The sequence below is a fragment of the Bacteroides sp. D22 genome, assembly GCF_000163675.1.
Classification (GTDB): Bacteria; Bacteroidota; Bacteroidia; order Bacteroidales; family Bacteroidaceae; genus Bacteroides; species Bacteroides xylanisolvens.
Genome location: NZ_GG774802.1, coordinates 104,701 through 127,365, shown reverse-complemented (window position 1 = coordinate 127,365; position 22,665 = coordinate 104,701). Strand labels below are relative to the sequence as shown.

The following is a 22,665-nucleotide window of genomic DNA, read 5'->3' as shown; positions in this document are numbered from 1 at the left end:
ATATTTTTTAGATAAAAAGCCTATAATCATAAGTTTTTCCTTCAAATCGAGATAACAATTTTCCTATTCTAGCGATCTGATTGGAGGAATCAATAGTAGAGGGTAACTTAGAATACAAGTCAAATGAGTTCCAATTCATTTTAGTTAACCCTAGGATTTCAGAAGCAATAGTGTTAATATTACTATCACCATAATGTTTGGTAATTTTAAGAGGAGCTGGAATACTCCTTCCGCCTAAATAGAATTTGTAATTATTCTGTCTAACAGAAGGAACTATTCCATGTGTCCAAAGCAGTGCAGAGTTCTTATTTGTCAAAATACAGGTACCTCTCGAAATAGGAAACCCATCTGCTTGCAGCATTTGTGCTTGATTATCAACACGCATTGCCAAAAAACGAGCATCTGACTCATAGTTAATCTCAATCAAATCGATTCTATGAATACCAGCCTTATTTAAGCTGGTTTTAATTCCATTTATTTCATCTTCTGTAAATTTTGTTCGTTTATGTATTACAACTCTCTCTGGAAGCTTGTCCAGAGATTGGTAAAATAATTCTCTTATTGAAACTCCAAATTGAAAAGCATCATTATATGATAAATATGGATTTGAATGTTTATCTAAATAATAGTCATCAATTTTGGATAATTTATATTTTAATCCTTGTCCGTTAGAATCATATATATGGCTACATCCAATAACAATTTCCGGTTTATCTAGAATTTTAGAAATACTGTATCCTATGCCTGCATAAGCTGTGTTTTTTTCTTGATTATTTAATATCCATGGGGTTCTGAATGATTTAACATAGAATGAGAGAGAAAGCCACCAATAAATCTGACATTTTAAACTGTCATTTAATGTATCTTCTCTTATTAATTGTGTTGAAATACCCCTTGAGGCAGCAAACGCCTTTATATAGTCATGTAGATCAAAACTTTCACCTTTGTATATATAACTCTCAAAAGTTCTCCACTCTTCAGGGATGAATATAACAATTGTACTCTGTGTATGAGTATTTGCTATTTGGTCAATTTTTGAAGTGATAAGTCTAGCTAGTTGAAGAGCATTTTTATGAGCCTCTAGATTATTGTCATTTTGGAAATCTAAATTACACCAATTGTCTTTATCTTCAAAGTAAGGAACGTTGATAGGTATATTAAAAATAGAAGTAAACCCTGGATAATCAATCAAGTAGTCTGGATTGATATTTCCTGTGAAATGTTTTGTTTGTAATTGTGATAGAAATGAGTAAAAAGCATTAGAATACTTTTGGCCACAAATCACAGATAAATTAATTTCGTTAGAGTAAATTCTTCCATTTAGAATTACATCATAAGGTCTATTACTAGTTAATCCTCGCATTGGATGATAGTCTCGAGATTCGTTATCATTTACTTTGCTCCGGAATACTAATTGAGGTTCCAAGAACTGTACTCCCTTAAATGGAGCTTTTCTCTTATCGAAAGATGGGAGGCTATATGTTCTAAAATTAGAATCCAAGACATTGATTTCACCATAAGCAGAATTACAGGAAATTTGAAACTCAAATCCGGTTCCTGAACATAATGGATATTCAAACTTCAATCGCTTATTTTCAAATAATAAAGTATTCCATAAAGATAGATATTCATCATATTTATTATTATAGAGCTTTTCTAATAATTTCTTACTGATTTCCTGTTTCTTTTTTATACCTATCTCCTCTGGAGAAGTTAAATAGACAGTAGGAGAGAATGATAAATAAGCATAATCGTTATTGTTGCTAAAAAATAACGATAGGGATAATGCTTTGTGAATTGATATATTTCCAATATTGCGTTCTGACGACTTCATCCAAAGTTTATCTTTATTATCTGACTCAATATTTGGGTCATGTGTGAAATACTTTAAGACAGCCTGTAGCATTAATGCCCTAAATGCTCCAACATTTTCTATATCTTTTTTAGAAATAGCTTCACGCTTAATATCACTTCTAAGATAGTTTTTAAATGTAGCATTTATTTCACTCAATGTTCCTAATGCAAAGACTTTCTTTTTAAAAGGAATAGCACAAGTATTTGTCTCTTTTGTAAGCATTCGCAAAAAACTCCAAGGTTTTTCATTTCCATAATCGATTTCAAATTGAAAAACCTCTTTGGGAAAAATAATAGGATGAAGATTACTTTTTATATACTTGTCTGTTTTAGTTACATTTAAAGTGAAATCTGTATTATGGAGTTCATTTTCAGATATATCTTTTAATGTTTCATCTATTTGTAATGAAATAATTGGATTATCTTCAAAAGCAGATTTTGAAAGATGAATCATCGTCTTATCAAAACCATCAGTAGCCACATAATAAGCTTCTCTTCCTGACGCTCTAATAGTCAACAATAATTCTGAGACTTCAGAATTGATGGTTTCTCCATACCCACACCAGTATAGACGACCTGATCCTTTTTTTGTGAAAGTTTCTTTTAAAGCATCCATAAGAGACTTATCTCTACCACTATATCCAATTACTATCATGTTCTTATCTATATGATAATTAGATAAGTGATCTTTAAAGGTTTCATTTTGGGTGTCTAGTTCTTCGTCAGTATTCTTTAATGTAGAAAACTTATAATCCCCGTGCAAGGCAATAGTCAAGAGTTCTTTAGAGCTTTGATTTCGATAAATTCTATCTACATTATCTAAATTTATTTCGATAGGAGTTAATCTATTCTGATGAGCTGCACGTACGATTAACCCATCAAAGTTTGTGGTCCACACCGATTTAACAATGTTATGTTCCGCTAAAAGGCAAAGTAACTTATACCCAATGTAAGGTTCTATATTTTCTATGAGACTAAAAAAATATTTTCTTCTATCTTCTGCAATAGGATAAGCATTTTCTGCATAAAAACTATACTCTTGGGGGGAATCTAATATAGGATAACCACCTTCATTATCTAGCCACTTCTGAATGCTTTTCCTAACAGCATTATCCTTGAAATTCTTGTAATATTCTGATGAATTTACATTTTTTGATAAGAAAATATCTTTTTTCCATTCCCAAATACAATCATAAGCAGATTGTACCCCTGAACTTATAGAAGCCCCAGCACCTAAAAGGAACGAATGTGGTACATCAATATTTCGTTTAAAAGATCTTAAAAAAGCCGCGTATTCAAGAGTTATATCTTTTTCCATTATTGCGATTTTATAAATTATTCAGTATTGCACAAAGATAATTATTTTTTTAAAGTATTCCTAGTTAATTTAGTTTCATGTTTCGGACATTTTAAAATGTTTTGTATTTTGATTGATTGCTGATATAATTGTAAATCAATGACCTTATAAATAGACATCAATTTATAAGGCTATCAATGTATGAACTGAACAAAATATAATTTCTTAAAAATCAATATGACACACAATATATTCTACTTGTTAGTAATATGAATTTATATTTGATGAGAAAACATGAAACTGTATTATGGAAATAGATATTTATTCTTCATAGGTAATGTTGTTTAAATGAATGATAATTATACTACTCGTTCTATCTTCTCAAGTGAGTAGCAAACTGTTAATCTTGAAAAAGGAAGATACATCTGATTTTCAAATCTTTGTATTGAAATATATTCATAAAGAGCTATGTTGGAATATAGCTTAAGGTACTTCATTTACTTCTCCTCTTTTACCATCTTTCTCCACCTCTGAAACGCCCTCATCAAACTTTCTTCTTCCACTAGCTCTACCATATTATAATGTTCGACGAAAGTTTCCATGGATCTTTTGAACATGATACCGTGGCAGTATTTATTTTCCAGAAGGAATTCGTAGAGTTCGGCTTTCATTTCCACTTCTATTTCTTTTTCTATAACAAGTACGCTGTCGTGACCTATATAATTGTATATATTTGGATTTTTGCCATATCTTGGATGGGGAAGGGAGAAAGTTATATTTCCGGTTTCGTGCCAAGACACATTTGGAGGGTGGGGGACGGAGAGCTGATGGAGGAAGTGATAAATAGGTTGGGTGTCGAGAAGGTGAATAGGTGAATGTGAGGAAGAAGATAAAGGGACGTTGGGAGGCGAGTCGATATGATTTTTGAAGCGCACGTACATATAAGCCGCCAGGTAGGGCTTGATCGAAAAAGTAACTGTAACCATTGATGAGAAGATTTAATTTGTAAAATATTTATTAACGAATAGCCACGCTTGGCACTAACATCCTTTTTGCTTGTGTTGTGAATTTTCTTTCGGAAAGTGGCTCGAAACAAACAAATACAATATGTTGGTTATTAGGTAGTTATATAACTGATTTTTGCTTTAAAACCAACGGGTCGTTCCTTTTAAAGGAACGACCCGTTGCACACCGAGAAACACCTCGTTGGTTTTAAAGGAATAAATGATCTTTCTAAAATCGGGTTATGAAGTTATGTTCATCACCCCAATTTGTAATAATGAAAGAATTTCTTGTTAAATTACATGTGTAGTAAAATAAGTAAATGGGGCTTGATTATCTATGTTCCATTGGAGCATAGATGGTATTTATGTTTGATCACACCCATATCGTTCTTTTATTTTATAATTGATTTAGAGCGTATTTTGTGGAAGTGAATTATCTTTATAAAAAAGGTTTGATGTGAATTTATCAAATATATTAATTAAAATTGTAACATATCATTTTCTGAATCTCCGTAAATCTTAGTTGGAGTTTCTGCTTTGAAATTATTAGTGACTAAAAAATCACTCTACTATTACATTATAACATGAAGGTAAACGTTGGTAAACTTCCTCCTTTGAAACAGAAAAGTTGCGATGTTCGTTAAATCGTTTTAAGACCAGTATACCTATCTTCCGTGTACTAATTTCATCAGGGAAAGGCATAACAGTGTCAATAGCTGGAATGGTCGGTTGATATATAAGAATCTTCTGTCCCATAATAATTTGATATCCCCATCCCTTTGGGGATTGAAATATTTCTAATCTAGCTTTGGATTCTTCTTCATCCTCAATTACTATAATTGACTGATGAAGAAGAATGATAATCAATAGTGATAGTAGACTAACCCAAAGTATGTAGTTTCCGGTTTTAATATTCATCATATTCATACGGATGAAGCTCCCAAATATCATCAAAACGATAATTATTGCTCCTACCTGTAACAATAAAACCTTTGTTTCCATTAGAGAAAGAAGCTGTTGCAGTACGGGGAGCACCTTTAAAATTAGCAACCTCTTCCCATAAATCTGTATCTGGAGTATATTTCCATGTATTAGTGCGCAAATCGGGAGTACCACCACATGTTAGATAACCTTGTCCGTCAATAACAAAAGCAACTCCATAGATTCGTACTATACTGTTATACTTATTATCGTATGTTGCGTCTGATGTGTCTGCAATATCACGAAGTTGAATCCAACGTTTTTGGACTGGATCGTATTTCCAGAAATCTTTAACATATTCACCGTTATTGAATCCGGCACAGACATAAGCAATGTTGTCTATAACAAAACAAGCTGCTCCACGACGTTTACTGCCACCTAGGCTAACTATTTGTTCCCAAGAGTCGGTAGATGGATTGTAAGTATAGAAATCTTTTAAGTAATTTCCATTGTAACCACTACCTAAGTATCCTTTGTCCGATAATCCAAATGCTATGGCATCATTACGAGCACTTCCCGGATAATCTGCTTTAGAATTCCATGTATTTGTATCCGGATTATATTCCCAAAAATCATTAAAGTAATCTTTCCCATTGTAGCCTGTGCCGAAATACCCTTTATTTTCGACAGAAAATGCAGCAGCAGAGCTACGAGAGGTTCCTGGGAAAGACGCCTTTTGTGTCCAAAAGTCAAGCTCCATATCATATTCCCAAAGATCATTCAGATGTTTTTTACCATCATAACCACCAGTCAGATATCCTTTACTACCAATTGTAAAAGAGGTTGCTTCTCCGCGTGCTAATCCGTCAAAATCGGATACACGATACCATTTACCCATCAAATCATCTTCCTCGTCACTACTACAAGAAATTATGATAACAGAAATCACAGTTATCAGGAATACAAATAAATTCAAATGTTTCATCATATATAATATTATTATTTTACGGCTACAAAAGAACAGGGCTTTCATATGTTGGGCAAATAGAATCGGTAAGTATATAAATTTAGGCCGTTAATTCAGTGTAATGGCAGGCGAATGATTTGACAGCACTTAATACTTATTTCACCTTTACAAATAGTTTATTACCGGAAGATATAGATTGATTGACGGGTTAAAATTGTATATACGAAGAGTTATCCTCTCTTTTGCAGTCAAAAATGCAATATGTATAAATTGTTGGTTGTTGTTTGCTGTTACTTTATAATATTTTGCTCCATAGTATCGTGTTATGATGAAAATAATACTTTCGGAAATAGATTAGTCGATTCTGATTTACGTAATATAAGTATGGATACGAGTTCCATCACGGTGACTGCTGTCTTAATTGACTCTTTAGAAACTTCAGGAAAGCAAGTCGTACTGGCTGGAAAATACATGCATCCGTTATGGGGGAGCATTTCTGCTGCCAGTTATATCCCTTATTTGCGTCCTCAATATTCAACGGAATCGGATGTGACAGTGCAGTTTGATTCATTGATATTGTTGCTTTCCACTAATAAGAATTTTGTTGGTGATACTACTCAACAGCAACGGTATTCCATTCATTTGTTATCTGAAAAAGTTGTATTGAATGACAATGGTTATTTGTATAATAACTCTTCATTTGCTTATGAACCCGAACCATTGACTGTTTATTCTTTTATACCTAGACCCCGAACCTCTGAAAAACTAGAGATACGCTTGCCGGATAAGTTAGGGAAAGATTTGCTGACCCGATTCCATAACCATGATGAGTCGGTTGCCGTGAATCATTTTGAAGACTATTTTAAAGGAATTGTTATCATTCCTGATGAACAGCAAAGTTACTCATTATTAGGTTTTCAGGTAGCAGATTCATTGTCAGCTTTGATATTACATTATCATATTGAAAGTGGTTATGAGAATCATCAGAAATTGGTTTTTTCACCGAATACAGCAACACAATTCAATCAATTACAACATGACCGACATGATACTCCCATGGAAACATATCCATGGAAAAAGGTAGAGATACCTTCTGCAGAATTAGGAAACAGAGGAGTGCTATTTGCTGGTATCGGATGGTATACCCGCCTTGAGTTTCCTTATCTTAATGATATAATGGAGCAAGGTGAATATGTGCATATAGAAAAAGCAGGATTGAGAATCTATCCTGAATATGGTACTTATTCAGGATATAATACCTTGCCGGATAGCATTTTCCTGTATATAGCAGACGAAAATAATGTAGTCACTGATGCTGTTAAAGATTATTTGGGAAAGCAAGTACAAGGAGGGAAATTAGTGAAGGATGATGTATTTCTTGGAAATACATACTATTATTTTGATGTTACGCAATTCATGAAAGATGAATTGGGAACTTCTGGAAAATACAAGCATAATCTTCAATTAGTATTTAATAGTGATGATTATACCAAGACATTGAGAAATCTGACATTTAGTGATACTAAAGGTCAACATCCTATAACTCTTCAATTAAATTACAAAATATATGAAAGCTATTAATTGCCTGATTCTTCTTTTATTAATGACACTAAAGACACAGACACAAAACGTAATGACTTCATCGCCATATTCTATGTTTGGCATCGGAGAACTGCAAAACGGACTTTATGGACAGAATGCAGGTATGGGTGGAGTTGCTTACGGAATGAGGAATAATGTACTGATGAACATTGAAAATCCGGCAGGATTGACAGCCTTAGACAGTAAACGGCTTCTAACAGAACTTGCAATTTTTGCCAAAAATGAATCGTGCACTTCTGAAGGCAGCTCTAATCGGGCGTTTACTGGAAGTTTTTCTGCTTTGATATTGGGTGGGCGGGTAATTCCACGGTGGTATACAGCAGTAAGTCTGACTCCTTATAGTTCAGTTGGTTATTATTTCCAATCTTCTCAACCTATAGAAGGAAATCCTCATGAGAGTAATATTGGCGCTTTTACTGGAAGTGGAGGAATCTCAAAAATAAGTTGGTCAAATGCTTATCTGTTATCCCAATATTGGTCTATAGGAATAAATGTTAGTTATTTGTTTGGTAACATTGTATTGTCAGAGCAACAAAATGACGTGGCTGTTGATAAGAAGATGCACGCAAGGACACTTTATACAAATGGGGGAGTTCAATATCACTATGCATTGAATCATGATTTGTCTTATACACTAGGGGTTGTTTACGGCCATCGCCAGAAAATGGATGTCACTAATGAGAAATACATTGTAAATGACAAAACACAAAATAAGAAGAAGCAAAGAAGTCAGAAGCAAAGCTTACCTCAATATTTTGGAATAGGCGGTTCTTTACAATATAAAAAATGGACTTATGCGTTGGATTATACTTTTCAGCAATATACTTCTCTAACGTCTGTAGACAGTCGAATTGAATTTCAAGACGTGAATGAATGTCGTGTCGGCATTTGTTATTTTCCTAACGGTTATTCTTCTGATGGCTTTTGGAAACAAGTATCTTATAAAGCCGGAATTGATTTGTCTAACTCTTATATGAGGATCAATGGAAGTTCCGGAGTGTCTTTACGGTTTAATGCCGGACTAGGATTGCCCGTATTTAGAGGAAGAATTAATATTGGTATTTTTTATGACCGGTTACGTCTGAAAAAAGAGATATTAAACCGTGACGTTATAGGTGCTACACTTTCTCTTACTTTGGGTGAAATCTTTTATCGGGGAAAATTAAAATAAGTCGATGAGGTTTATTTATGAAAAGAGGATGCAATATACCACCTGAATTTTCATTTATCTATAAAAAGATGGCGGTTCACCGACTGTTTTGTCCGTTTCATCGGCTTATTTGAGATAGAGTTGCTGGATTGATTATTTTTGTGGGGTTAACAAAATAAAAGAGGACTATGTTGCGATTGACAAAGAACGAATTATTTATTGGATTCACTATATCAGTGATTCTTTCTCTTTTTGCCAATTTTACACTCTTGATGCGGCACTATGATTTGATGATGGATTCGAAAGTATCCGTTCTTATGTGTGAAACGGAAAAATGTAATTTTTGGTTTTCCATATTCTGGTTCTTCTTTTTTTCTTTCATATTATTTATTTTTTATAGATGGATGTATAAATGGGGAAATAAGTTTTTTCGAGGTAAGGAAGTGAAAATAATAGGATTTGCGATGGGAGTAGTTTTATTTATTGCTTTCGGATTATATAAAATATATCCTATTTTACATAAATTACTTATGGAAAGGATATGCAATATAACAGTGCCCCATCCTCACAAGTGCACAGATGGTTTTATTTCAATAACAGAAGTTTCGACTAAAACGCTGAATATAGCCACAGATTCCATTGTTACTCCTGAACAGATCCGATTGGGAATAAGTACTATCTTTTCTGCTGCTGATTCATATCCTTTATTAATAGAACATATTTTTGTTTTGTTGATTATTATGTTAAGTATATTTCTGCTCCATCTGCTTGATAAGAAACAAGAAATGAAGTTGGAGTATGAGAAGATAAAAGTTGAGAAATTGCAAAATTCATATAACGCGTTGATGGGGCAGATTAATCCACATTTTTTCTTTAATTCATTAAACGGACTTGATTCGCTGATCCGGACAGGAGAACAGGAAAAACCACTTGAGTATTTGGAAGGGCTATCTAATGTTTTCCGGTATATTTTGCAGAGTGATCATAAAACGTTAGTGACTCTTAATGAAGAATTGAATTTTGTAAATGCATATACTTATCTACTTAGTGTACGATATGAAAATAAATTGTTTTTCTCAATTCAGGTCGCAGAACCCTGTCTACCGAAAAAACTGCCTATCCTAAGTCTACTTCCATTGATCGAGAATGCAGTTAAACATAATATTATCAGTATGCAACACCCTTTGCGAATCAAGATATATACAGTATCAGAAAGTTTATTGGTAGTATCAAATCCTATTCAACCTAAAATGGAAGATTATGTTTGTAGTGGGATAGGATTAAAGAATCTTCAGGGACGTTATCTGATGTTGACTGGGGAGAATATCTATATAGAAAAATCTAATGGATATTTTAAAGTTTTTCTTCCTTTATTAAACGTATTGGGATAATATATGAAAGCGGTTATTATTGAAGATGAAACAGCAGCAGTTAGCAGTCTGAAGGCTATTTTACGCCACAATTCGGTAGTTGACATTGAAGTGGTTGCTGAACTGGAAAGTATTGAAGATAGTATCGAATGGTTTCGGAGTTCATCACAACCGGATATTATTTTTATGGATATTCATCTGGCAGACGGATTGGCCTTCAAAATCTTTGAAAAAGTAGATATAGCGGCTCCTGTGGTATTTACTACTGCTTATGATGAATATGCTTTACAAGCTTTTCAGGTGAGTAGCATTGATTATCTATTAAAACCTGTTACACAAAAAACGTTGGAGCATGCTTTGAATAAATTCCTTCTTTTTAATCCGTTGGAGCGTGAGGAACATATCCTGCAAACTAATACTGCTATTAAAAACAGGAATGAAGTAAAGAAGTTGCTGATTATGCTTGCTGACAAATTTTATCCACTCTCGGTAGATGATATTTACTATTTTTATACTGTTCAGGAGAAGGTTACTGCTTATACTTTTGATGGTAAAAGGCATCCTGTAGACCGGACGCTTGATGCACTTGGCGAGCAACTAGATAAACAGCTTTTTTTTCGTGCTAACCGCCAATTTATTGTATCCCGTAAGTCTATTAAAGATATAGATCTTTGGTTAGGTAACCGACTTTCCGTGAATTTACTTTTGCCTATTCCAGAACGTATTATTATAAGTAAGGTAAAGACTCCATTATTCAAAAAGTGGCTTATGCAGGAAGAGGGTTGAATCTGTTCACCTTTGCTTGCTGTCTGTCTCACCTGCAAAGAATCCCCGTTTGCCGGTGTTTAACTTTAGTTTACTGATGTTTTCTTTTAATTTGTGGTAGATAACTACAATTAAAACGAGATGTTATGCTGAAATGTATTACTTTCGATGGGGATGTTTCCACGCTCAATGATTTGATGGAGTATCTGGAGAAAATTACCCAAGACTTAATGGAAGTCAACAAACTGTTGTGTGACAAACAGGCTGGACAGCCTATCTTTCTTCGTGAGGGCCCTCGGATTGTTAGACTTCGTCAGGAAGATATTCTCTATATGGAAGGATATGGAGGAGACTACGTAAAGGTGCATCGCACAGATGGAAAGCCCATACTTTCGCAAGTAAGTCTAAAACGTTTTGAAGAATGTCTTAGCGGAAATAATTTTTGTCGTGTGCACCGTTCTTATATTGTTTCGTTATCTCATATTAATTATATCGAACGGAAAAGAATCCGTATTGATGGGGCTTTAATACCAATTAGCGACTCTTATTTACCTACACTAATGAATAAATTATGTATGCAGACATAGGTTAATCCAATAGGCTATAGCACAGATTTTAAATATTCTCAATGTATCAACATTAAAAACATTCTTATGATTTACAAAAAACAATCTTTAAAAAGTAGGGTAGAAAATTTACACTCATGGTTATTTTCGTTTATTATCCTAATGATAGTAGTCAATGCTTCGGTTAAAGCACAGGACTTGGATGACAGGTCTAGATTTAAAACAGTCACAACATTAGATGCAACAAGAAATGATACGATTGTTATTTCTCAAATACAAATGGATTCTATAGGTTGCGATGCTTTTTGCTCCTCAACAGGACTACACAGTATATTTTCTTTTCTCAAAGAAAATATAGATTATCAGTCAAAAGCTGTTGAGATGGGAATACAAGGAGAGATCATAGCAGGCTTTACTATATCCAAAAGTAAGAAAATAATAAATAGCCGGATTATTAAAGGGCTTTGCATGGATTTAGATAAAGAAGTACTCCAGACTATAAAGGAAATGCCTGTATGGAAATTGTCAGAAGATAATGTGGATTATAAGATCATAATAAATTTTGTATTGCCAGATGGATGTTCTGTCTTGGAACCCAGGGTATCAGTTGTGGGAATAGAAACTGGCAGCCAAAAGTTTACTGTAAAAAGAATGAATGGCATAAATTGTGGTTCTATGGCTGTTTATGGAGTCCACGACGCAGGAGGAGATTCTATATTCTCAAAAACGATTACTATAATAAATGAAGACACAAATAGATAGTAAAATGATTATTGATGAGACTTCTGAATAGATAAAAACAGGGTATTCTTTCTTTAGGTGTAGGAAATACGGTATCAAGTAGGACAATGTGTCTGATAAGATTTGCCCTATAATTCCTACACCTTTTTATATGTTATAAATGAAAATATATCTATTGAATTGAATAAATGTGATATTTATTTGTTTTTGTTTCTTCCTGACTAACCTTTTTTGTCGTTTTTTATTTGATTTCACTTCCTTTTTTAAGGAAAAAGGCTCCTCTAATATGCTGTATAGCCGATAATCGCTTGTCGTTTCATGTCCGTTGAATATGTCGCATCTTTGCATTGTTAACGTTAGCGAAGTAATTATTAAACAGTATTCATTTAAAAAAAGAAAAGTATTATGGCAATTAGATTTAAAAGAGTTCAACGTCTGTGTGATCCGACAAACAAAGAGGCAGGAAAGAAAGTGTATCCGGTGATTTCTTATCAATATGATACGAGCGCTACACTGGATGAGTTTGCAAAAGAAATCTCTTCTACTTCCGGTGTAAGTGAGGGTGAAACAATTAGTGTATTGAAAGATTTTCGTACACTTCTACGTAAGACATTACTTTCGGGCCGTTCAGTGAACATTAAGGGATTGGGTTACTTTTTCCTTTCAGCTCAAAGCAAAGGAACGGAAAAGGCAGAAGACTTTACTGTATCCGACATCAGTGGTCTGCGGGTTTGTTTTCGTGCGAATTCGGATATCCGTCTCTTTACGGGAACCTCGACGCGTTCGGATGGATTGAAGTTTAAGGATTTGGATCATATCAACGACTCAAGTATCATCGACGGTGATTCAGGCGAAGGAGGCGAAGCACCGGATCCTGACGGAGGTGCAGGAGGTAATGGCGAAGCACCCGATCCGGCAGCTTGATAAACGGAAAGTCGGGAATTAGCGATTTTGTATGGAATGGGGCTTCGGCCTCATTCTTTCTTTATAACTACATAAATAGATCAATATGCAAATAACTACAATCCTTGCTTTTATTACTGCTATGGGTGGTTTGGAAGCGGTGAAATGGATGGTGAGATATATCTCTTGCCGGAAAACGGATGCACGGAAAGAAGAGGCAGACGTGAGCAGTCTGGAAGAAGAAAATCGTCGTAAAAAGGTGGATTGGTTGGAAGATCGCCTGGCAAGCGGGACGAGAAAATAGACGGGCTTTATATCGAGCTTCGCAAGGAGCAGGAAGAGAAGATCGACTGGATACATAAATGCCATGAGGTGGAGTTGGCACAGAAAGAGTCGGAGGTGAAAAAGTGTGAGATCAGAGGGTGTGTGAAGCGCATTCCTCCTTCGGAATATTAATGAGGTTAGTTGATAAAAATAAAATGTCATGAGAAAGATAGATTCTATTATAGTGCATTGCTCGGCAACAAAAGCCGGACAGGACTTTACCGCCGCAGATATTGACCGTTGGCACCGGGAACGTGGGTTCAACGGTATCGGATATCATTATGTTATCCGTCTGGACGGAAGACTGGAGAAAGGAAGGGAAATTGATTTGCCCGGAGCACATTGCAAAGGTTGGAATGAGCGAAGTATCGGGCTCTGTTATATCGGGGGATTGGATGAGAACGGACATCCGGCAGATACTCGGACAAATGTTCAAAAACGGGTGCTTTATCAAGTAATAATGGATTTGCAACGGGAATATACTATTCTTCAGGTATTGGGACACCGGGATACTTCGCCGGATTTGAATGGAGACGGGGTGATCGAACCTTATGAATATGTGAAAGCGTGTCCTTGTTTTGATGTGAGGGAGTTTATGAAGAGTGGGAGAGAGCTGCTGTTTGTTTTATTATTGGGGTTCGTTCTTCCGGGGGTGCTTTCGGGATGTAGGACTAAGAAGGAAGTTATCAGTAGGAGCAGTGAGGTGCAGATGGATTCAAGTTCTTCCGGGCATTCTTCCCATGTGGCTTCGTATGATGTTAATCAGGAAAGGAAGATGCTGGAACGGATGGAGGAGTCTACCGAACAAATATTGGTAGTATTGGGGAAAGATACTGCGACAGGGGATTTCTCTTCCACCTGTTTTATTTCAGGTAGCAGAAAGACGGTGAATAAGGTTTTTGAAAAAAAAAGAGAGGATAGATGAGAAAGAAGATACTCAAATATCATCTTTCATCGACACGAATCATCATAAAGTGGTTTGTGAGGAGGAAGAGAATAGCTTATATTATAGGAAAAATATAAGTTGGAGGCTAATAATTAGTATATCGGCATTGATGTTACTTTACTTTATTTATAAAAAGAGGAGAATTCTTTTTTGAGGATTTGCATAGAAATATATAGAATAATACTATCTTTGTAGAGGTATATCGGGCTTAATGGAATGATTGTTCAATAATATTCATATTCATCATCGGGATATACAATGAGAATGAGGGCGAATTTTTCTATTGTGATAATTGGAATTGTATAGCCCTAAATGTGCGAATAACGTAAAAGTGGTAGCTTTTGAGTTTGAATTTTGCATATACTGAAACAGGCTATTTTAAAATATTAGCTATTAGTCTTGTTTGTAAACAGATATTGTTCTCTTAAACATGAATACAATTTGCCATATTCGTGATTATACGGACCTTTGCAGAAGGTAACTAACAAACAATATTAGGGATTAATGATTATATATAATAGTTGATTAGCAAAATGTCTTCTCGATAAAAAGAAACATTCTTTTATGATTTTTGGGTGCTACTTTGCCCGTTATAAGCAATTAGAATTTTGGGAGGAAATGGAAAACCGTCATGTAAGGCAATACATGGAATACTTTTTGCCTGCATTGTTATCAGCAGTAGGAGTATCGCTATGAGTGAAGCTATCATCATCAAGATGGGCTGACTAAGATAAAGATCCCTTGTGGATCGGCTGCCTGTGAAGGTCGCTCTATTGTTTGTTTTGTTTGTGTTTTGGTGCACCTTTATTCTGTTGAAGAATAGGGTGCACTCTTTTTATGGTTATGTAATAGTTTAAATATATCTTTGAAGAAAAAAAGAAGATGGGTGAAAAAGCTTCAATGTGGAATCTTTGGCATGGCTGTCACAAATTGAGTGAGGGCTGCCGCCATTGTTATGTGTATCGGACGGATGGTAAATATGGAAAAGACAGTTCGGTGGTGACAAAGACGGAGAAGTTTGATTTACCCTTGCTTCGGAAAAAGAACGGTACGTATAAGATACCTTCGGGCAATCTGGTATATACCTGTTTTACTTCGGATTTTCTGATAGAAGATGCTGACGAATGGCGTGCCGAAGCATGGGAGATGATGCGGATACGGCAGGACTTGCATTTTCTTTTTATAACCAAACGAATCGATCGATTACAACAGTGTCTGCCTACGGATTGGGGCGATGGATATGAGAACGTAACAATCTGCTGCACAATGGAGAATCAGGATAGAGTGGATTATCGTCTACCTATTTATAAAGAAATACCTATTAAACATAAAATTATTATCTGCGAGCCGCTACTTAGTCAGATTGATTTCAGAGGCGAGTTAGGGGATTGGGTGGAACAGGTGGTTGCCGGAGGGGAGTCGGGAAAGGAAGCCCGGATATGTGACTATGAGTGGGTGCTGGATATTCGGCAGCAATGTATAGGTGCGAATGTCGGCTTTTGGTTTAAACAGACTGGGAGTTATTTGCTCAAAGAGGGACATGAATATAAGATTGCCCGGCAGTTCCAACATTCGCAGGCGAGGAAGGCAGGATTGAATTATACGCCTGATAAACAAGAAATAAAAGGTTAGTTCAGATATTTTTTACTGAAAGCGAGGGTTGCTTGGCAATCTTCGCTTTTTTGTTTTATTGAGTACAAAATACGGATAATCACGTCTTTTTATAAAGATATTGTGTAAATTTTAAATTATCCATATTAATGAAACAGATAAAACTGTTACTTCTTTTAGCTTCCGCCTCCGTTACGGGAGCACTTGCGCAAAGCAATGGATTGACGGATATGAGTCAGAGCCGTTTTGCGAAGATGGCGAATACCGGAATCAGTGCCGTACATTGGACAGATGGATTCTGGGGAGATCGCTTTCAGGTATTTAGCCGGACTTCCCTGCAAAGTATGTGGAACACTTGGAACACGCCGGAGATCTCTCACGGTTTCCGTAATTTTGAGATTGCTGCCGGTGTGTGCAAGGGTGAACATTGGGGACCTCCGTTCCATGACGGAGATATGTATAAGTGGATGGAAGGAGTGGCTTCTGTCTATGCTGTCAACAAAGATCCGGAACTGGATAAGTTGATGGATAACTTTATTGCTTGTGTCGTAAAAGCCCAACGTGCAGATGGTTATATACATACGCCTGTTGTTATCGAAGAACTGAATAAAGGGATTGACTCTCATGCATTGGAGGATCAGCATAAACAAACGGTCATTGGAACGAAAGTAGGTGACGAGAATGAAAAAGGAGCTTTTGCCAATCGGCTGAACTTTGAGACATATAACTTGGGACACCTGATGATGGCGGGTATTGTGCATCGTCGTGCCACCGGAAAGACTACTCTTTTTGATGCTGCCGTAAAAGCAACGGATTTTCTTTGCCACTTTTACGAAACGGCTTCTGCCGAACTGGCTCGTAATGCCATTTGCCCTTCACATTATATGGGAGTGGTCGAAATGTATCGTGCCACAGGAAATCCCCGTTATCTGGAACTTTCGAAGAACCTGATTGATATTCGCGGTATGGTGGAAAACGGAACGGATGATAATCAGGATCGTATTCCTTTCCGCGACCAATATCGTGCAATGGGGCATGCCGTACGTGCAAATTATCTGTATGCAGGAGTAGCGGATGTATATGCCGAGACAGGCGAACAACAATTGATGAAAAATCTGACTAGTATCTGGAATGATATTGTCACCCGGAAGATGTACGTGACCGGAGCTTGCGGTGCTCTTTATGATGGAACGTCACCGGACGGGACTTGCTATGAGCCGGATAGTATTCAGAAGGTACATCAGAGCTACGGACGTCCTTATCAGTTGCCGAATAGTACAGCGCACAATGAAACATGTGCCAATATCGGAAATATGCTTTTCAACTGGCGTATGCTGGAAGTGACAGGGGATGCGAAATATGCTGACCTTGTAGAGACTTGTCTTTATAATAGTGTATTGAGCGGTATCAGTCTGGACGGAAAGAAATATTTCTATACCAATCCGCTTCGTATCAGTGCGGATCTTCCTTACACGCTTCGTTGGCCGAAGGAACGGACGGAATATATCAGTTGTTTCTGCTGCCCGCCGAATACATTGCGTACATTGTGTCAGGCACAGAATTACGCCTACACATTGAGTCCGGAAGGCATTTACTGTAACTTGTATGGTGCAAATACGCTGACTACGATTTGGAAAGACAAAGGAGAGCTGGCATTAACACAAGAGACGGATTATCCCTGGGAAGGAAAGGTACGCGTAACGTTGGATAGAGTTCCTCGTAAGGCGGGTGCTTTCTCGCTCTTCTTGCGTATTCCTGAATGGTGCGAAAAGGCTACGCTCACGGTGAATGGACAGCCGCTGCAAACCAATGCAAAGGCAAATTCGTATGCGGAAGTAAATCGTACATGGAAGAAGGGGGATGTAGTGGAGCTGGTGATGGATATGCCTGTCCGTTTGCTCGAAGCCCATCCGTTAGCAGAGGAGATTCGTAATCAGGTGGTCGTGAAGCGCGGGCCGTTGGTTTACTGTCTGGAAAGTATGGATATTGCAAACGGGGAAAAGATTGATAACGTATTGATTCCCGCTGATATAAAACTAACTCCGAAGAAAATCACAATTGAAGGCAGTCCGATTGTTGCACTTGAAGGAATGGCACGTCTGGCATCTGCAACTTCGTGGGAAGGAGTGCTTTACCGGCCGGTTGTTCAGGCTGAAAAGACAGTAAATATCCGCTTGATTCCTTATTATGCCTGGGGAAACAGAGGAAAGGGAGAAATGACTGTATGGATGCCTCTTGCCAGATAGTCCGGATTGTTTAGTATACAGAAATGAAAAAAATCATGAAAAAGTTATTTGTAACGGCTATATGTATCTTGTGCAGCCACTGGCTATTGGCCGGTGAGATATGGATTTCTCCCAAGGGCAGTGACTTCAACGACGGAACTCGTCAATCTCCTAAAGCCACGCTGACTTCTGCCTTGCGACAAGCACGAGAATGGCGCAGGACAGAGGATAACCGTATCCAAGGTGGAATCACAATCTATATGGAAGGTGGAACGTATGCCTTCCATGAACCGGTTTTTATCCGTCCGGAAGATAGCGGAACCAAGGAATCGCCCACAATTATTCGTTCGGTAGGCGATGAAAAGGTGATATTGAGTGGAGGAATCAGCATAAAAGGTTGGAAGAAGCAAGGGAAAGTTTGGGTAGCAGATGTCCCGGCATTTAATGGACGTCCATTGGATTTCCGCCAGTTGTGGGTGAATGGAAAAAAGGCAGTTCGTGCCCGTGATGTGGAGGATTTCGAAAAGATGAATCGCATTTGCAGTGTAGATGAGAAGAATGAAATTCTTTATGTACCTGCAGTTTCCATTCGCAGACTTATTGATAATAAAGGAAATTTGAAAGCTAAATATGCCGAGATGGTATTACATCAGATGTGGTGTGTTGCCAATCTTCGGATTCGTTCAGTTGAAGTGCAGGGAGACAGCGCGGCAATACGTTTTCATCAACCGGAAAGCCGGATTCAGTTTGAGCATCCCTGGCCGCGTCCGATGGTGACGACGGACGGACATAATTCTGCTTTCTATCTGACAAATGCCCGCGAATTGCAGGATGTACCCGGAGAATGGTATCATGATATAGATGCCCGTAAAGTATATTATTATCCACGGGAAGGAGAGAAGATGCAGGAGGCGGAAGTGATCGTGCCTGCCGTTGAGACATTAGTACGGGTGGAAGGAACTTTGGATCGTCCTGTGTGTCATATTCGTTTTGAGAAAATTACTTTTTCCTATACTACGTGGATGCGTCCGTCAGAAAAAGGACATGTACCTCTTCAGGCAGGTATGTATCTGACAGATGGTTACCGGATTGATCCGAAAATGCAACGGGATTACTTGAATCATCCGTTGGATAACCAAGGATGGTTGGGACGTCCCGCAGCTGCTGTTCGTGTGGTTGCTGCAAGGCAGATTGATTTCGAGCGTTGCCGATTCGAGCATTTAGGCTCAACCGGATTGGATTATGAAGAAGCGGTGCAAGGCGGTGTTGTTCGTGGCTGTCTCTTCCGCGATATTGCCGGAAATGGTCTGTTAGTCGGCAGTTTTTCTCCGGCTGCTCATGAAACGCATTTGCCATACGACCCTGCTGATCGTCGGGAAGTATGCACACAGCAACAAATCAATAATTGCTATTTCACGGAAATAGGCAATGAAGATTGGGGATGCCTTGCCATTGCTGCGGGATATGTAGGGGACGTCAATATCGAGCATAATGAAATCAGTGAAGTGCCTTATAGTGGCATCAGTCTTGGTTGGGGATGGACGCAAACTGTGAATTGTATGCGTAATAACAGAGTACATGCCAATCTGATTCATCATTATGCGAAACACATGTATGATGTGGCAGGTATTTACACACTCGGTTCGCAGCCGAAAAGTTATGTAACGGAGAATTGCGTGCATAGTATTTATAAGCCGGGGTATGTACACGACCCTAATCACTGGTTCTATCTTTATACGGATGAAGGTTCTTCCTTTATTACTGTACGTGATAATTGGACAGAAGGAGAGAAGTATCTGCAAAATGCCAATGGTCCGGGAAATGTATGGGAAAACAATGGTCCGAAGGTGGATAGTGTTATTCGTGAACGTGCGGGAGTGGAAGCAGCGTATAAGGATCTGCTGAATATCCAGTAGGTATTGACAAGTCATTTAACTGTAATACGTGATTCGTTCCACAGATATGGAACTAAAGGAAAACAATTGTAGAACTAAAGGGAAACAGATGTGGAACTAAACGTCAACCACTGTGGAACGAATTATTTCTTACGATTCAGTTTGTTAGTAATAGAAAGAAAAATGAAAAAGAAATATATGATATTACTTAGTGCCTTGTCTTTGGCAAGCAGCACGTTTGCCCAGACCTGGATATGGTATCCGGGAGACTACGAAATCTGGCTGGGAAATCAAATGAATAACCGTCGTACGGAACGAGGTGCATTTTTCCCTCCTTTTTGGAAAACGGACAGTCATTATGTTGTCGTAGAATTCAGCAAGCAACTGAATCTTTCCGAGCCGGAAGAAATTTTTATTGCTGCCGAAGGAAAGTACAACGTCAAACTGGATGGAAAGCTCCAGTTCGGTATGCCGGAAACCATGTTGCTTCCGGCCGGAAAACATAATCTGAACATTAAAGTCTGGAATCAGGCAACTCCTCCCACTATTTATGTGAAGGGAAAAACAGTGAATTCAGACTCTTCCTGGCGTGTAACTTACGAAGATAAAGAATGGATTGACGAGAGCGGAAAAGCGAGTGACACATCTGCCACTATCTATATGGATGCCGGATGCTGGAACTTTGACGGAGCTACCCAACGTCCTTCCCAATTCAGTCTGATGCGTGAACCGCAGCAACCTGCTACGAAGACAGAACAGCCCGAAGGAGGTATCCTTTATGATTTTGGAAAAGAAACATTCGGATTTATCACATTGAAGAATCTTTCCGGAAAAGGAAAAATAGAAATTTATTATGGTGAAAGCCCGGAAGAAGCAAAAGATAAAGCATATTGCGAAACATTGGACAAACTCTTGCTCGAACCGGGACAAGTGACCGACCTTGCTATCCGCAGCACTTCTCCCTTGAGTAATTCTGAAAACGAATATACATTGGAGAACAGCAAAGCTTTCCGCTATGTCTATGTAACTCACGAGCCGGGTGTACAGATTGGAGAAGTCTCCATGCAATATGAATATCTTCCTGAAGAATACCGTGGAAATTTCCGTTGCAATGATGAAGAACTGAATCGTATTTGGGAAGTTGGCGCATACACCATGCATCTCACTACCCGCGAATTCTTCATTGACGGTATCAAACGTGACCGTTGGGTATGGAGTGGCGATGCTATCCAAAGTTATTTGATGAATTATTATCTTTTCTTTGATAACGAGTCCGTCAAACGTACAATTTGGTTACTTCGTGGCAAGGATCCTGTAACCAGCCACAGTAATACAATCATGGACTATACTTTCTATTGGTTTCTTAGTGTATATGACTATTATATGTATAGTGGCGACCGCCATTTTGTCAACCAACTGTATCCACGTATGCAAACAATGATGGATTACGTGTTGGGACGTACCAATAAGAATGGCATGGTAGAAGGTATGACCGGTGACTGGGTATTTGTGGACTGGGCAGACGGCTATCTGGATAAGAAAGGTGAACTCTCTTTTGAACAAATCTTATTTTGCAGAAGTCTGGAAACGATGGCTTTGTGTGCAGAATTGGTTGGAGATGCCAATGGCAAACAGAAATACGAGAAACTGGCTGCTGCTTTGAAAGCAAAGTTAGAACCTGCCTTCTGGAATAACGAGAAACAGGCATTTGTACATAACTGCGTCAACGGTCAGCAAAGTGATGCGGTCACCCGTTATGCGAATATGTTTTCTGTCTTCTTTCAATATTTGAATGAAGATAAGCAACAAGCCATCAAACAGTCTGTTTTGCTAAATGACAGTATTCTGAAAATAACAACTCCCTATATGCGTTTTTACGAACTGGAAGCACTTTGTGCTCTTGGCGAACAGGATGCTGTAATGAAAGAAATGAAAGCCTATTGGGGAGGAATGTTAAAGGAAGGTGCTACCTCCTTCTGGGAAAAATATAACCCGGAAGAAACCGGAACGCAACATCTTGCCATGTATGGCCGTCCTTATGGAAAGAGTTTGTGCCATGCCTGGGGAGCGAGTCCTATCTACCTGTTGGGCAAATATTATCTGGGAGTGAAACCTGTAAAAGAAGGATATAAAGAGTTTGCTATTGCTCCTGTGTTGGGAGGATTGAAATGGATGGAAGGCACTGTCCCCACTCCAAATGGCAATATCCATGTCTATATGAACAGCAAAACGATGAAAGTGAAAGCAACAGAAGGGAAAGGCTATCTGACCATCAAAAGCCGTCGTCCACCTAAAGCAAATATCGGAACACCGGAGAAAGTGTCGGAAGGAGTATGGCGCCTCTGGATCGATTCACCCGAAGAAAGAATTGTTACCTATCATTTATAATATATTGTTAATTAGTTAGTGGAGTAGTCCTTGATTAACGGTTCCTCATTTCAAAAGAGGAATTGTTAATCGGGGACTTTTTTCGTAAATACCTCTAGGTTTTCTAAGGAATTTGCTACATTTGCTTTTCATAAAG

At 37.8% G+C, this 22,665-nt stretch carries 15 protein-coding genes and 2 pseudogenes; 13 read left to right on the top strand and 4 right to left on the bottom strand.

Features of this window, described 5'->3' with window-relative positions; all coding sequences use genetic code 11:
* Positions 1 to 7: 7 nt before the first annotated feature.
* From HMPREF0106_RS15680 to HMPREF0106_RS15695, 4 genes are all read right to left on the bottom strand, one after another.
* Positions 8 to 3,172: an SIR2 family protein gene (locus HMPREF0106_RS15680; protein WP_004308218.1), complete on the bottom strand. Its 3,165-nt coding sequence runs from the start codon at positions 3,170 to 3,172 to the stop codon at positions 8 to 10.
* A gap of 476 nt (positions 3,173 to 3,648) precedes the next feature.
* On the bottom strand, positions 3,649 to 4,137 hold the full coding sequence (locus HMPREF0106_RS15685) for a hypothetical protein (protein WP_004318403.1): 489 nt from the start codon (positions 4,135 to 4,137) through the stop codon (positions 3,649 to 3,651).
* Positions 4,138 to 4,716: 579 nt separating this feature from the next.
* Positions 4,717 to 5,076 (bottom strand): DUF4907 domain-containing protein, encoded by a 360-nt coding sequence (locus tag HMPREF0106_RS15690; RefSeq protein WP_044918102.1) that lies wholly within the window; start codon positions 5,074 to 5,076, stop codon positions 4,717 to 4,719.
* The gene (locus HMPREF0106_RS15695; RefSeq protein ID WP_004318400.1) at positions 5,063 to 6,064 is read right to left on the bottom strand and encodes a Kelch repeat-containing protein; all 1,002 of its coding nucleotides are present in this window, start codon (positions 6,062 to 6,064) and stop codon (positions 5,063 to 5,065) included. Before HMPREF0106_RS15695 ends, HMPREF0106_RS15690 begins: the two co-directional genes overlap by 14 nt.
* A 240-nt stretch (positions 6,065 to 6,304) precedes the next feature.
* Between HMPREF0106_RS15695 and HMPREF0106_RS15700 the strand changes: the two genes are divergently transcribed.
* From HMPREF0106_RS15700 to HMPREF0106_RS15755, 13 genes and pseudogenes are all read left to right on the top strand, one after another.
* Positions 6,305 to 7,624, top strand: coding sequence for a DUF4270 family protein (locus tag HMPREF0106_RS15700; protein WP_009039621.1), 1,320 nt, complete (start codon positions 6,305 to 6,307; stop codon positions 7,622 to 7,624).
* Positions 7,611 to 8,816, top strand: coding sequence for a hypothetical protein (locus HMPREF0106_RS15705; RefSeq protein ID WP_009039620.1), 1,206 nt, complete (start codon positions 7,611 to 7,613; stop codon positions 8,814 to 8,816). The genes HMPREF0106_RS15700 and HMPREF0106_RS15705 overlap by 14 nt, the downstream gene beginning before the upstream one ends.
* Before the next feature lie 167 nt (positions 8,817 to 8,983).
* On the top strand, positions 8,984 to 10,186 hold the full coding sequence (locus HMPREF0106_RS15710) for a sensor histidine kinase (protein ID WP_004310309.1): 1,203 nt from the start codon (positions 8,984 to 8,986) through the stop codon (positions 10,184 to 10,186).
* A gap of 3 nt (positions 10,187 to 10,189) precedes the next feature.
* Positions 10,190 to 10,951: a LytR/AlgR family response regulator transcription factor gene (locus HMPREF0106_RS15715; protein WP_004310310.1), complete on the top strand. Its 762-nt coding sequence runs from the start codon at positions 10,190 to 10,192 to the stop codon at positions 10,949 to 10,951.
* A gap of 125 nt (positions 10,952 to 11,076) precedes the next feature.
* Complete coding sequence (locus tag HMPREF0106_RS15720; protein ID WP_004310311.1) at positions 11,077 to 11,517, top strand: LytR/AlgR family response regulator transcription factor; 441 nt, start codon at positions 11,077 to 11,079, stop codon at positions 11,515 to 11,517.
* Between the two features lie 66 nt (positions 11,518 to 11,583).
* Positions 11,584 to 12,258 (top strand): energy transducer TonB, encoded by a 675-nt coding sequence (locus tag HMPREF0106_RS15725; protein WP_004310312.1) that lies wholly within the window; start codon positions 11,584 to 11,586, stop codon positions 12,256 to 12,258.
* Positions 12,259 to 12,642: 384 nt separating this feature from the next.
* Entirely contained in the window at positions 12,643 to 13,161 is a 519-nt protein-coding gene (locus HMPREF0106_RS15730) for an HU family DNA-binding protein (RefSeq protein WP_004296078.1), read from the top strand.
* 85 nt (positions 13,162 to 13,246) lie between these two features.
* A pseudogene (locus HMPREF0106_RS15735) lies at positions 13,247 to 13,596 on the top strand (hypothetical protein).
* 28 nt (positions 13,597 to 13,624) lie between these two features.
* Positions 13,625 to 14,564, top strand: a pseudogene (locus tag HMPREF0106_RS25415) (N-acetylmuramoyl-L-alanine amidase).
* A gap of 728 nt (positions 14,565 to 15,292) precedes the next feature.
* Positions 15,293 to 16,042, top strand: coding sequence for a DUF5131 family protein (locus HMPREF0106_RS15740; RefSeq protein WP_004306183.1), 750 nt, complete (start codon positions 15,293 to 15,295; stop codon positions 16,040 to 16,042).
* 128 nt (positions 16,043 to 16,170) lie between these two features.
* Positions 16,171 to 18,267 carry a glycoside hydrolase family 127 protein gene (locus tag HMPREF0106_RS15745; RefSeq protein WP_009039619.1) on the top strand — a complete coding sequence of 699 codons (2,097 nt, stop codon included), beginning with the start codon at positions 16,171 to 16,173 and terminating at the stop codon, positions 18,265 to 18,267.
* A gap of 35 nt (positions 18,268 to 18,302) precedes the next feature.
* A complete protein-coding gene (locus HMPREF0106_RS15750; RefSeq protein WP_008640450.1) occupies positions 18,303 to 20,162 on the top strand; it encodes a right-handed parallel beta-helix repeat-containing protein in 1,860 nt (619 codons plus the stop codon).
* 162 nt (positions 20,163 to 20,324) lie between these two features.
* Positions 20,325 to 22,529: an alpha-L-rhamnosidase C-terminal domain-containing protein gene (locus tag HMPREF0106_RS15755; RefSeq protein WP_009039617.1), complete on the top strand. Its 2,205-nt coding sequence runs from the start codon at positions 20,325 to 20,327 to the stop codon at positions 22,527 to 22,529.
* The last annotated feature ends 136 nt before the right edge of the window (positions 22,530 to 22,665 follow it).

Bases quoted from the DNA above. Each gene is read 5' to 3' on its own strand.
- HMPREF0106_RS15680 (WP_004308218.1), bottom strand. From the start codon at position 3,172: ATGGAAAAAGATATAACTCTTGAATACGCGGCTTTTTTAAGATCTTTT.
- HMPREF0106_RS15685 (WP_004318403.1), bottom strand. From the start codon at position 4,137: ATGGTTACAGTTACTTTTTCGATCAAGCCCTACCTGGCGGCTTATATG.
- HMPREF0106_RS15690 (WP_044918102.1), bottom strand. From the start codon at position 5,076: ATGATGAATATTAAAACCGGAAACTACATACTTTGGGTTAGTCTACTA.
- HMPREF0106_RS15695 (WP_004318400.1), bottom strand. From the start codon at position 6,064: ATGATGAAACATTTGAATTTATTTGTATTCCTGATAACTGTGATTTCT.
- HMPREF0106_RS15700 (WP_009039621.1), top strand. From the start codon at position 6,305: ATGTATAAATTGTTGGTTGTTGTTTGCTGTTACTTTATAATATTTTGC.
- HMPREF0106_RS15705 (WP_009039620.1), top strand. From the start codon at position 7,611: ATGAAAGCTATTAATTGCCTGATTCTTCTTTTATTAATGACACTAAAG.
- HMPREF0106_RS15710 (WP_004310309.1), top strand. From the start codon at position 8,984: ATGTTGCGATTGACAAAGAACGAATTATTTATTGGATTCACTATATCA.
- HMPREF0106_RS15715 (WP_004310310.1), top strand. From the start codon at position 10,190: ATGAAAGCGGTTATTATTGAAGATGAAACAGCAGCAGTTAGCAGTCTG.
- HMPREF0106_RS15720 (WP_004310311.1), top strand. From the start codon at position 11,077: ATGCTGAAATGTATTACTTTCGATGGGGATGTTTCCACGCTCAATGAT.
- HMPREF0106_RS15725 (WP_004310312.1), top strand. From the start codon at position 11,584: ATGATTTACAAAAAACAATCTTTAAAAAGTAGGGTAGAAAATTTACAC.
- HMPREF0106_RS15730 (WP_004296078.1), top strand. From the start codon at position 12,643: ATGGCAATTAGATTTAAAAGAGTTCAACGTCTGTGTGATCCGACAAAC.
- HMPREF0106_RS15740 (WP_004306183.1), top strand. From the start codon at position 15,293: ATGGGTGAAAAAGCTTCAATGTGGAATCTTTGGCATGGCTGTCACAAA.
- HMPREF0106_RS15745 (WP_009039619.1), top strand. From the start codon at position 16,171: ATGAAACAGATAAAACTGTTACTTCTTTTAGCTTCCGCCTCCGTTACG.
- HMPREF0106_RS15750 (WP_008640450.1), top strand. From the start codon at position 18,303: ATGAAAAAGTTATTTGTAACGGCTATATGTATCTTGTGCAGCCACTGG.
- HMPREF0106_RS15755 (WP_009039617.1), top strand. From the start codon at position 20,325: ATGAAAAAGAAATATATGATATTACTTAGTGCCTTGTCTTTGGCAAGC.